We start from the raw sequence: 13157 nt of genomic DNA on the forward strand, positions 1-13157 counted from the left end.
CTAATTCGTTCACTTTATCTTCTGCGTTTCTTCTTTTTTCTCATCATTTTCTTTCGGCGCGTATTCACTTTATCCGCTATAATGTGGAGCGTACTTGCCACAACAATTCCCATTAAGAACGTTACAATTTCAACCTCATGCTTCTTCGCAATTTCTATTAAATTACCATCCAGTGCGATTACATTTAATAGTAATAAAAATGGAGAAAAGACGATTAACATGTACGCAATACGAATCACATCACCAAGTATAATCGTATGCGTAAAGAAAGATCGATGCGGCATTACTTTCTTATAAGGATACCAAAATATACGTAAGAAACCCCATTTGTTATAAGCATTACTGTACGTATCTAAATCTGGTGTTAAAAATGAAGTACCTACTAAAAAACCAATTGCAAAAGTTAATAAAAAATCAAAATTTGTTAATCCATACGAAAAGAGCAAAAACAAAACAACCGGAAGGGATATTAAGTTTATTTTCGTATGCGTTCTTCCTGATGGCATAATGCACTTCCTCGCTTATGTTCGTCCTGTCACCTTATGACAGATTTCACCTATTGACCTAATTTCTGATCGATAAATGTTGTGTCTATATCCGAACCAAACCATTCTGCCAACTTCACACGTGCCTTATCTTTCACATCTTCATTGACGTATAACGACACCTGTATTAGTGCGGCCGTTAACGCCCCTAAATCATCCGTATAGCCAATTCCAGCAATGAAATCTGGAATCGCATCAATCGGTGCAATAAAATAAGCAAGTGCTCCAATTACAATAATTTTCACTCGTTTTGGAACATCGGGTCTTTGTAAAACGTAAAACAGTAATAAACTTGCATAAATGACCGACTGCCCTGCTTGCTTTGCAACATGTTTTACTTTCTTCCAAAACGCTTCAACTGAAAATTTTTGTTTCATGTAAAAGCCTCCCTATTTTTAAAAAGAAATAAGCTACAATATGTTATCAGTAAAAGTTCATGGAAATTACACAAAACCTATCAATGAACTTTCATTGTAACAAACAAACTAAAAAAGAACAAGTGTTCGTTAATTTTCACACTATTTCCTTCATATAATAGATTTCTAGATAACCCTTACCCATCTTCATTTCTTATTTCTCAACAAAGAAAATTTTCACTTCCACTTAACATTCTGCTCTACCTTTGTTATATTTTCTAGTTGACGGACATATAAACGAATGTTAAAGTTTTCTCTGGTAGTGACAAACCTTATACAAAAAATGTAAAATGTTATAGTGTTTCTCAGAAATGAATTTTGTTGTATAATACAGAAATGACGTTATGCTTATGAGCAACAAAAGAAACCAAAAGGGTATGCATAGTTATAGTCGTATATGGGTGAATATAGAACCTTTAATTATGGCCAAGAAAACTATGTATTTTTTATTTTAACATTTTTCGCTCCAAAATCGACCAAGCCTGATAGAGAAAGGGTGGAAATGAATGAAAGAAACCTTGAAATCACAATTTCAAAATGTGCGTTTCACTGTATTCGTAGCTTTAGCCTTATGGCTGAAAACTTACCTTATTACACGCACAAGCTTTGATTTAAAACTTGAATCTTTCATGCAAGAATTCATTTTATTCCTTAGCCCATTAGCAGCATCATTACTGCTTGTTGGTCTTGCATTATTTGCAAAAGGGAAAAAACGTAACTATATAGCACTTGGAATTAATTTTGTCTTAACAATCGTTCTTGTTGGTAACGTAATGTTCTACGGATTCTACAATGACTTCGTTACATTACCGGTGCTAGGACAAACATCTAACTTCGGAAGTTTAGGTTCTAGTGTGAAAGAATTATTTAACTACAAAATTATCCTTGCATTTGCAGACATTATCATATTCTTCGTTCTGTTGAAGAAAATGAAAAACTTTGCACCTACAGAGCGTGTAGCACGCCCGATGCGTTCCCTATACTTCGTATCAACAGTTGCTATCTTCTTCGCAAACTTAGGACTTGCAGAAGCTGAACGCCCAGAACTATTAACACGTTCATTCGACCGCGTTATGCTTGTTAAAAACTTAGGATTATATGTACACCAAGTATACGATCTTGGCTTACAAGCAAAATCAAGTTCACAAAAAGCGTTCGCTGACGGTAGTAAATTACAAGAAACAGAAAACTACGTAAAAACAACACAAAGTAAACCAGATCCAAATATGTTCGGTACTGCAAAAGGGAAAAACGTAATTGTTGTCTCTCTTGAGTCATTACAAACATTCTTAATTGGTGCAACAGTTAACGGACAAGAAGTTACACCATTCTTAAACCAATTTACGAAAGAAAGTTATTACTTTGATAACTTCTTCCATCAAACTGGTCAAGGTAAAACATCTGATGCTGAATTCCTAGTAGATACTTCGTTATATCCACTAGACCGCGGTGCTGTATTCTTTACACACGGTAACAATGAATATACAGCAACTCCAGAAATTTTACGTCAGCAAGGGTATCACACGTCGGTATTCCACGCAAACAACGCAACATTCTGGAACCGTAACATTATGTATCCAGCACTTGGTTATGATCGTTACTACAACGAGCTTGATTACAAGATTACGCCAGAAACAAAATTAAATTGGGGATTAAAAGATATCGAATACTTCGATCAATCTATTGATATGTTAAAACAAGTGAAGCAACCATTCTATACTCGCTTCCTTACTTTAACGAATCATTACCCATTCACTTACGATGACAGTACAAAATTAATCGACGAATATAATTCTGGTGATGGAGTATTTGACCGTTACATGGTAACTGCTCGTTACTTAGACGAAGCAATGAAACACTTTATTGAGCGTCTAAAAGCAGAAGGTATTTACGACAACTCAGTAATCGTATTCTACGGTGACCACTACGGTATTTCTGAAAACCATAACCGTGCAATGGCACAGTTCTTAGGAAAAGAAGAAATCACTGCATTTGACCATATGAACTTACAAAAAACACCGATGTTTATTCACGTTCCAGGTCAAAAAGAAGGTAAAACAATTTCGAAACCAACTGGTGAAATTGACATTAAACCAACTATTCTAAACTTACTTGGTGTAGATTCTACAAATGACGTTCGATTCGGTCATGATGTATTCTCACCTGATAATAAAGGATTTGTTGTTCTTCGTGACGGTAGCTTCGTTACAGATAAATACATGTACACAAACAGTACATTCTATGACCGTGCTACTGGCGAAGTTGTACAATTACCGAAAGAAGAATCCCAACCACTAATTGATCGTGCCCAAAATGAATTGAACATGTCTGATAAAATCATTGAAGGTGACTTACTTCGCTTCTCTGAAAGTAATAAGATCAAAACTGGTGAAGTAAAAACAGTTATTAAAGAAGAAAAGAAGAGCGCTGAGTAATCTCAGCCTCTTTTTTATTTTCTTCCATACAACTACTTATATTCATTAACTTTAAAATTACATAACCTTTACCAAATATTCACATAGTGTTAATGAAGAATCTCTATAATAAAATATGTAAACGAGGTTCTACATATTTCTTATCTCTCATCTTTCGTAAGATCCCTTAAAGAAATGTGTAAATCTTTTGTTTCTACTTTCTTATAATTGTCTTTCAACTTGTTTTGTTTCCATACACAAAGCATTCAACGAGACAATGTCCCTATGAAAGATAGCTACCCTCCTTGTGCAGCATTCCATAAGAATGTTGCTTTTTTTTATTTAAAAGCAGGATTCTCATTTCTTATTTTCGAATTTGTATATACAAAATGCTGTAAAGTGAAACTTTAATCAGCCCTCACCAATCGGGCATTTACGGGCAGTAATTCGCCCACTTCACTTCTTTGCTCTACCCGAATTTGTAAGTAGGGGCTTTACTGCCGTTAATGCGGGGTAAATCATCCTTATTTCTCTATGATTTACAAATACATATACGGTCATATGTAGAGAATTGCTCACATAAAAATTACTATAGTGATTTTTATCTCGCATGAATGAAAGTTTCACGTTACTTACGTACTTACGAAAGGATGGGACGGAAATTGGCATACGAAAAATTTGTACTTTGGAATGATGAAGTTATTGATACAACAAAACAACAAACGTACATAGAACTTGAAGAGAGAGGTTCGCAGTTCGGAGATGGTGTCTATGAGGTTATTCGCCTATATAAAGGGAACTTTCATTTATTAGATCCGCACATAACGAGATTATATCGATCCATGGAAGAAGTAGAATTATCGCTCCCTTTCTCAAAAGCTGAGCTCATCACTTTACTTTACAAATTAATTGAACGAAACCATTTCCACGAAGATGGCATCATTTATTTGCAAGTATCTCGTGGTGTACAAGCTCGCACACATGTATTTTCATATGACAACCCTCCGACAATTTATGCCTATATTACAAAAAAAGAACGACCAGCTTTATGGATTGAATATGGTATACGCGCTATATCAGAACCCGATACTCGATGGCTACGCTGTGACATTAAATCATTAAATTTATTACCAAACGTACTAGCTGCTACGAAAGCTGAACGGAAAGGCTGTAAAGAGGCACTTCTCGTAAGGAACGGTATTGTAACGGAAGGGAGCCATTCCAACTTCTTTTTAATTAAAAACGGAACGCTTTACACACATCCAGCCAATCACCTTATTTTAAATGGCATTATTCGTCAATATGTCCTTTCTTTAGCGAATACTCTTCACATTCCTGTGCAGGAAGAACTTTTCAGCGTTCGTGACGTTTATCAAGCAGATGAATGCTTTTTTACAGGCACAACGATTGAAATTTTACCAATGACCCACCTTGATGGGACCGCGATTCAAGATGGGCAAGTTGGGCCTATCACCAAAAAACTGCAAAAATCTTTTAATCAAATCTTATTACAATCCAATATGGCATCTTCTTAAACACGAATAATTTCTGTCCTTTCATATTCAATATATGCATTTAAATGGAAATCAAGGTGTAATTTTATGCCTTGATTTTTTTCTTGTAATCTTTTTGTCATATTCAGATTCCTATATAAGTCTTGACAGTAATCGACATGCTCTTTAGAATTTTTAACAGTTGGTAAATATTTCTTCACTACATTACAGACAGAAAGGAATCGACAAATTATGAAAAAGTATCTTGCCGGTCTTGCGGCAGTGTCTGTAGCAGGAGGAGCAGCACCTACACTTGATAGTGTTCAAGCTGCACCTGAACAAAATACACAAAAAGCTGCTACAACTGTCCAAGCTTCTGCATCAAACAGCTCATCTTATAAGGTAAACGCGAGCGTATTACATGTTCGTGCGGGATCAAGCACTTCTCACGACATCATCTCACGCGTTTATAACGGTCAATCACTAAACGTGATTGGCGAAGAAAACGGTTGGTTCAAAATTAACATTAATGGACAAACAGGCTTTGTTAGTGGCGAATTTGTATCAAAAAGTGGCGCAGCAAACAACAATGTAAGTACAGGTGGAAACAATAAAGTTACCGCTGATGTATTACGTGTACGTACAGCTCCTAACACATCTAGTTCTGTTTCTGGGCGTGTATATGAAGGACAAACATTAAACGTAATTGGACAAGAAAATGGTTGGGTGAAAATTAACCATAATGGACAAGTAGGTTATGTAAGTGGCGAATTCGTATCTGGCGTTTCTTCTAATGCAGGTTCTTCAAACAACAATACGAATAATAACAACCAAGAAGTAAAACCAGCAAGCGGAAACTATACAGTAAATGTATCTTCCCTTCGCGTTCGTACAGGTCCTAGCACTTCTCATACAACTGTAGGTTCTGTCAAAAAAGGACAAGTAGTACAAGTTGTTGGCGAAGTTCAAGATTGGTTCAAAATCAATTACGCAGGACAAACTGCTTATGTAAGCAAAGACTACGTAACAAAAGGCGGTTCTAACGAAAACGTTACAGAAGGCAACAAACAAGAGCAAAACAATAATAATGGAACTATTCAAACTGGTGGTTCTTACGTGGTTAACGCTACATCTCTACGTGTTCGTACAGGCCCTGCCGCTTACCATAGTGTAATTGGTGGCGTTTTAAATGGTACAACATTAAACGTAGTTGGATCTGAAAACGGTTGGTTTAAAGTAAATTACCAAGGAAAAACAGGCTTTGTTAGTAGCGAATTTGTGAAATTCGTTAAAGGTGGCACTACTACTCCTGAGCAACCAAAACAACCTGAAAAACCTAACCAAGGTGCAATTGGCGACTACTACATTAATGCTTCTGCACTAAATGTACGTAGCGGCGAAGGTACAAATTATAGAATCATAGGCGCACTTCCACAAGGACAGAAGGTTCAAGTAATCTCTGAAAACTCTGGATGGAGCAAAATTAACTACAACGGTCAAACTGGTTATATCGGAACACGTTACCTGTCTAAAACACCAGTTGGAGGCGCAGTAGATAATAAGCCTAACAATAACCAAAATAACAATCAAAACAATAACAACAATAATAATACAGGCAATAATAGCGGCGACAGTTCTTCCGTACTTGCATATGCAAAATCAATGCAAGGTGTACCGTACGTTTGGGGCGGAACTTCTGCTAACGGCGTAGACTGCAGTGGCTACATCTACCACGTATTTAAGAAATTTGGTCATAACATTAGCCGTCAAAGTGTTGCGGGATATTGGAGTAGCCTACCAAAAACTTCAAGTCCACAACCGGGTGACTTAATTTATTTCCAAAACACTTATAAATCTGGTCCTTCACACATGGGTATTTACCTTGGAGGCGGATCGTTTATCCAAGCTGGAGATAAAGGTGTCGCAATCGCTTCATTAAGTAACTCTTATTGGAAGAGCCACTTCTTAGGATACACGAAAGCACCTTAATTAATAGTTTCAAAGCCTTCTAGTTTACTAGAAGGCTTTTTTGCTATGAGTTCAACATATTACTCCCTTTCTCCTACCTTCTCTCTACAAAAATAATGTATCCATTCTTCCATTTCATACACTTTATTCTGCAAAAACAATGCATAACGTTATCATAATGTATATATTTTCATAAAAAACATAACCTATTTCATGTCTATTTATTTTATATGTGTTTTTTTGAAGAATTTTCTTTTTATTTAAACTTTTCATTAGACGTTTGACCTCCGATGTCCATTATGATAAGTTACTAAAGATGTTATATTCGCAAACGTATAGACAACTGGTTTATACACTGTTTTTACTATGAGGAAGGAGCATACACTGCATGAATCTTTTATGGGGAATTGGCGGCGTGATTGGAGTATTAGCAATTGCTTTCTTACTATCTTCCAACCGCAAAGCTATTAATTGGCGCACAATTTTAATTGCGCTAGCATTACAAATGTCATTTTCATTTATCGTATTACGATGGGACGCTGGTAAAGCAGGTTTAAAACACGCTGCTGACGGTGTTCAAGGATTAATTAATTTTTCTTACGAGGGAATTAAGTTCGTTACTGGGGATTTAGTCAACGCAAAGGGACCTTGGGGATTTGTATTCTTTATTCAAGCACTACTTCCAATCGTATTTATTAGTTCATTAGTAGCAATCTTATATTATTTCGGTATTATGCAGAAATTTGTTAGCATCGTTGGTGGTGCATTAAGTAAACTTCTTGGAACTTCTAAAGCAGAAAGCCTAAACTCAGTAACGACTGTATTTTTAGGACAAACTGAAGCTCCAATTTTAATTAAACCTTACTTAGCACGCTTAACAAATAGTGAATTCTTCACTATTATGGTAAGCGGTATGACAGCTGTTGCTGGATCCGTTCTTGTCGGTTATGCAGCAATGGGTATTCCGTTAGAGCACTTATTAGCAGCTGCAATTATGGCGGCTCCATCGAGCTTATTAATTGCGAAACTAATCATGCCAGAGACAGAAAAAGTAGATAATAACGTTGAACTTTCTACAGAACGTGAAGACGCAAATGTTATTGATGCAGCTGCACGCGGCGCATCTGAAGGTATGCAACTTGTTATTAACGTAGCAGCAATGTTAATGGCTTTCATCGCATTAATCGCTTTATTAAATGGATTATTAGGATGGGTTGGTTCTCTGTTCGATATTAAACTTAGCCTTGATTTAATCTTTGGTTACTTATTATCACCATTCGCAATCTTAATCGGGGTTTCTCCTGGTGAAGCGATACAAGCAGCAAGCTTTATCGGTCAAAAACTTGCAATCAACGAATTCGTTGCATACGCAAACTTAGGACCACACATGGCAGAGTTCTCTGACAAAACAAATCTAATTTTAACATTTGCAATCTGTGGATTTGCAAACTTCTCTTCTATCGCAATTCAATTAGGTGTAACAGGAACGTTAGCTCCTACTCGCCGTAAACAAATTGCACAATTAGGGATTAAAGCAGTTATCGCTGGTACATTAGCGAACTTCTTAAACGCAGCAGTTGCAGGTATGATGTTCCTATAAACTTATATAGAGTCTTCTCTTTCTACAAGAGGAGACTTTTTTCATGCAATCCAAACGTCTTTTATGTATCTATTAATCAATTTATCCTAAATATAAGCACATTATGATACAATAATGTTTAAGTCTTTTTATTTTTCTTATGAAAATAGAGATACTACTTGTTGTTGCCCTTCAAAAGAGTTTCACGACATGGTCAATTTCTTAATAATTGCGCATACTACAAGTATCTATTGATGAAATAGCTTTAAGGAGGAAAGTTTTGTGAAAGATAAGTTCTATAAAATCCTCTCTATGTGGATTTTACAAATTGTATTTTATTTTACTACTGTATATGTGACGAAATATGAGCATGCTCTCATTTTTACAATAATATACATAATCGTAAATGTACTATTCTTATTTTTAGCTGACAAAACAGCATTTGTTTTCTTCATACTAGGAACCATTATTTCCGTATTTTATTTGTTCTATCAAGCATGGCTTCACTTATGGAGTACATCAGATCAATGGCAATATATGATTACCCACTTCCTGATGGCAGCTAACTTCTTCATTGTATATATAACAACTCACCTATTGAAAAAAGTGATTCATGAAAATAAAGCTTTAACTGAGCGTGTGAGAACATTGGAACAATATATTGGAGAATCCAAATTACTAACAAGACAAGAATTCGAGAGACGCCAAGCGTTATTAACGACTGCAATGAATCGTCGTAATGAAACAGGCATTATTGTTTACTTTGATTTCACTTCCTTTAGTAAATATACAAAGGAAAGTGTTATGGACCGTGTAGCTTCTTTATTAGTTGAAACGGTAAGGAATGATTTTGACCTTGCTGCTGAATATGATAATAATACGCTAGTTATTTTATTACAAAACACAAATGAAGCTGGTGCTGACATTGTAATGAACCGCCTAAAACCAAAAATGGAGCAATGGCTTGCTGCTGAAGCAATCAAAGATATAAAAATTTCACGCGAGCAAATTGGAAACAAAGGACAGACACTGTTATGATGACTCTCGTTATACTTCTTTTATTCCTTCTGTTTTGCGTACTCGTTTTTTGGATTAGCATCACATTTTCAATTAAATATGTACTTATTTTTACGGCCTTTCTATTCTCTGGCTTACTCGTTTACTACTCTTTCTTAACAATCGCGGGCTTAATTCACCGAAATAGTAAACGGAAAGATCGTACGCTAGAACATTATCCGAGCGTCGATATTTTCATACCTGCCCATAATGAAGGCGTCGTTATTAAAGATACTTTAGAGGCGATGGCAAAGATTGAATATCCAGGAAAGCTAACTATTTATTTATTAAATGATAACTCTCAAGATGAAACACCTGAAATCGGCGATGATTTCGACAAAGCTTATGCTCATATTCGCCATATTCGTGTTCCTCCCGGTGAACCGAAGGGTAAATCACGTGTACTAAACTATGGGCTTAGTATTTCAGATGGTGAGTACTTCTGTGTTTACGATGCAGATAACCAACCTGAACCACACGCACTGCGAATGCTTGTAGAGCACGCTGAAACAACTGAAGATGCTGTTGGAGCTGTTGGACACGTTCGTACAGTAAACGAAAAAAGAAACTGGTTGACGCGAATGATTTCGCTAGAATTCCAAATCTTCCAGCTCCTTATGCAATCTGGACGCTGGTTACTATTCCAAACGGGCTCGCTGACAGGAACAAACATGCTTCTTCGTCGCTCCGCACTAGAAGAGCTTGGTGGCTATGACCCTTACGCAATTGCAGAAGATGCTGAATTAACATTACGAATTACACAAAAAGGTTATCTCTTACCAATCGTCCCAGAATCAGTTACTTGGGAACAAGAACCAGAGCATTTAAAAATTCTTATTAAACAACGTACACGTTGGCTCCAAGGAAATTTATATATTTTAGAAAAAATGTTCTCATCATTAAGTTTCTTTAAAGGAAAGCTGCTTGTTCATTCCTTACAACAAGTTCTAGTGTATGTTGTATTTTGGCTATTCCTAATCATTTCGAACGTTTGGTTTGTAATTGGGCTGCTCGGGATATTCCAAATTCAATATAGCATTCCGCTACTATTTATGTGGTATGTCGCATATATTACATATGTTTCTCAATTATTTAGTGCCCAGAGTGTCGAACGAACCTTTACACCGACTAATATTTTTATTAGCGTTATTATGTACTTTACGTACGCACAGCTCTTTACGTACTTATTTATTCGTAGCTTAATCTTATACTTACGTGCAAAGAGCAAGAAACAAGTCATTGGCTGGGATAAAACAGTTCGATTCAAAAAAGATAAATAATAAAAATAAGCACAGAGCGCCGTATGCTCTGTGCTTATTTATTGCCGTATAAATTATATATCAGACAATACCCCTTAGCTGAAAGTAATTTCACGTCCATCCCCCAACGAACGATCGACCTTCATTTATATACGAAAAAGTGATTGCTATTTTTGTAGAACCAATTGCTTCTCTTGCTGTTCTTTGCGCGTTTCAGTCTTAGGTTCCGTGCTTTCTTGGACACTACGATGTGCCACACGTTTCAAACAAATATGCTTCCACTTTCTTTCGTAACGTTTCATTATTCTAGATGTCCCCCTTGAATGCGCTTTAAAACTATTTGAAATCGCTTACAGGAAATAATATAGCACATATATATAAACGTGACAACACATTTCCGACAATTTTTTGTCAAAAATATGAATAGAATTCGTAAGGGATCGAATATTGTCGAAACCTAGCGTTTTTTCTTCGTATAAAAGGCATACTACTTATATGGTAAAGTATTTTATTTCCCCTACCCGCATTTCAAATTCCTTCTATATAAAGTGAGATTTTAATCAGTCATCACCAATCAGACTTTTACAGGCAGCCCGATTTCTTTGCTTTTGCTGACTTTTGAGTTTGGGGGCTTACTGCCCGACAAATAGAGGGATTAAAAAAAGAGCTGATATAAAATCAGCTCTTTTCCTTCTATTACTAATGACGCTTCATACGTCCTTCTTTTTGTAACTCTTTAAATAATGCTGCCATCATAAAGAAAATAACAAAGACGAATGGGAATGCTGCAATGATAGCTGCCGTTTGTAAGGCTTCTAATCCGCCAATATATAATAAGGTAGAAGCTATCGCGGCTAGAACGATACCCCAAATCATTTTAATACGATTTGGTGGGTTTAAACTACCATGTGTCGTTAACATGCCTAAAACAAATGTTGCAGAGTCTGCAGATGTAATAAAGAATGTAGAAATAAGAAGAATCGCTAAAACAGATAAAGCTGATCCAAAGCTTCCCATCTGATCGAACATAGCAAACAATCCTACTTCTGTTCCCATCTCTTTAATTTTTTCAAAGATATGTGCATCACCAAACAGCTCCATATGAATACCAGTCCCGCCGAAAACGGAGAACCAAAGCGCACCGATTACGGTCGGTACAAGTAACACACCGATAACAAACTCACGAATTGTACGACCTCGTGAAACACGAGCAATAAACGTACCTACGAACGGTGACCATGCAATCCACCACGCCCAATAGAAAATTGTCCATGACTGAATCCATTGATTTCCGCCTTCATCCAATGGACTTAAACGGAAACTCATGCTTGGCAATTCCTGAATATACGAACCTATTGTTGAAGTGAAGTAATTCATAATAAAGTTTGTTGGACCTGCAAATAATACAATAATCATAAGTGCAAACGCAAAAATAATGTTCGTATTACTTAAATATTTAATTCCTTTATCAAGACCTGTTTGTGCAGATAACATGAAAAGAACTGTTACGATTGCAATAATAACTAACTGTGTCGTTAATGAATTCGGGATAGATGTTAAATAGCTAACACCACCTGCAATTTGTTTTGCACCGAGACCTAATGACGTTGCAACACCAAACACAGTTGCGAAAACAGCTAACACATCAAATGAATGAGCAATACGCCCGTGTTCCCCGCCCTTAAATAACGGACCTACTGTCGCACTAATCGTACTTGCTTTTCCTTTTCTAAAGGTAAAATAAGCAATACATAACGCTACAAACGCATATAATCCCCAAGGATGTAATCCCCAATGGAAAAATGAAAAACGCAGTGCAAGGCGCGCACTTTCCTCAGTTGCACTATCTCCAAACGGAGGTGCGTATAAATGATTTAATGGTTCGGCAACGCCCCAGAAAACTAAGCCGATACCCATACCAGCACTAAATAACATAGCAAACCATGTCATATAACTATAATCAGGTTCGTCATCATCTTTACCTAGACGAATAGAACCGTATTTCGAAACAATTAAAAAGATAGACACACCTAAAATAATAGAAACGGAAATAATATAAAACCAGCCGAACTTACTAACTAATGCAGTTTGAATTGCGGTTGTTACATTTCCTAAACTACCTTTTCCAATAATAGATTCGGGAATAATCCCCCAAATTGTAAATGCAATACATAATGTTAATGAAACGATGAATGTTTTTGTCAGTTTCCTCATCAAATCCCCCTTCGTAGGTTTCGCTTTTGTAAATAACATAAATTCCGATATGTAAAATCGGATAGAAAACTATAATTTTGCGGTGATTTTCTTACTTTCACCTTCACCAATTCGAATTCTTATGGACAGCCTTACCTTTCGTATAACCTTTTTACTCTGCAAGAGCTACAAGTTAGAAATACTGCTGTCAAATTGTGTGAGAAAAACGCGGAT

At 36.3% G+C, this 13157-nt stretch carries 10 protein-coding genes; 6 read left to right on the forward strand and 4 right to left on the reverse strand.

Translation table 11 applies throughout. The annotated features are described in order from the left end of the window. Positions 1-14: 14 nt before the first annotated feature. Positions 15-506 (reverse strand): metal-binding protein, encoded by a 492-nt coding sequence (locus MHB52_RS26810; protein ID WP_001139060.1) that lies wholly within the window; start codon positions 504-506, stop codon positions 15-17. Positions 507-556: 50 nt separating this feature from the next. After that, complete coding sequence (locus tag MHB52_RS26815; protein WP_000810369.1) at positions 557-922, reverse strand: YkvA family protein; 366 nt, start codon at positions 920-922, stop codon at positions 557-559. A gap of 545 nt (positions 923-1467) precedes the next feature. Here MHB52_RS26815 and MHB52_RS26820 point away from each other — a divergent pair. From MHB52_RS26820 to MHB52_RS26845, 6 genes are all read left to right on the forward strand, one after another. Continuing rightward, positions 1468-3396, forward strand: coding sequence for an LTA synthase family protein (locus tag MHB52_RS26820; protein WP_000665350.1), 1929 nt, complete (start codon positions 1468-1470; stop codon positions 3394-3396). 629 nt (positions 3397-4025) lie between these two features. Continuing rightward, positions 4026-4910 (forward strand): D-amino-acid transaminase, encoded by an 885-nt coding sequence (locus tag MHB52_RS26825; RefSeq protein WP_080119342.1) that lies wholly within the window; start codon positions 4026-4028, stop codon positions 4908-4910. Between the two features lie 210 nt (positions 4911-5120). Further along, positions 5121-6857 carry a C40 family peptidase gene (locus tag MHB52_RS26830; RefSeq protein ID WP_000760292.1) on the forward strand — a complete coding sequence of 579 codons (1737 nt, stop codon included), beginning with the start codon at positions 5121-5123 and terminating at the stop codon, positions 6855-6857. A 367-nt stretch (positions 6858-7224) separates the two neighbouring features. Beyond that, positions 7225-8436 carry a NupC/NupG family nucleoside CNT transporter gene (locus MHB52_RS26835; protein ID WP_001051029.1) on the forward strand — a complete coding sequence of 404 codons (1212 nt, stop codon included), beginning with the start codon at positions 7225-7227 and terminating at the stop codon, positions 8434-8436. A 261-nt stretch (positions 8437-8697) separates the two neighbouring features. Further along, positions 8698-9453: a diguanylate cyclase gene (locus MHB52_RS26840; RefSeq protein WP_061664417.1), complete on the forward strand. Its 756-nt coding sequence runs from the start codon at positions 8698-8700 to the stop codon at positions 9451-9453. Continuing rightward, positions 9450-10751, forward strand: a complete 1302-nt coding sequence (locus MHB52_RS26845) for a glycosyltransferase family 2 protein (protein WP_000988751.1) — start codon at positions 9450-9452, stop codon at positions 10749-10751. Before MHB52_RS26840 ends, MHB52_RS26845 begins: the two co-directional genes overlap by 4 nt. 146 nt (positions 10752-10897) lie before the next feature. Here MHB52_RS26845 and MHB52_RS26850 read toward each other — a convergent pair whose 3' ends face one another. After that, entirely contained in the window at positions 10898-11032 is a 135-nt protein-coding gene (locus MHB52_RS26850) for a hypothetical protein (protein WP_000833067.1), read from the reverse strand. Positions 11033-11429: 397 nt separating this feature from the next. Further along, positions 11430-12944 carry a glycine betaine transporter OpuD gene (gene opuD / locus MHB52_RS26855; RefSeq protein ID WP_001229104.1) on the reverse strand — a complete coding sequence of 505 codons (1515 nt, stop codon included), beginning with the start codon at positions 12942-12944 and terminating at the stop codon, positions 11430-11432. Positions 12945-13157: the final 213 nt, after the last annotated feature.

The organism is Bacillus sp. FSL K6-0073, assembly GCF_038006085.1.
GTDB classification, from domain to species: Bacteria; Bacillota; Bacilli; order Bacillales; family Bacillaceae_G; genus Bacillus_A; species Bacillus_A cereus.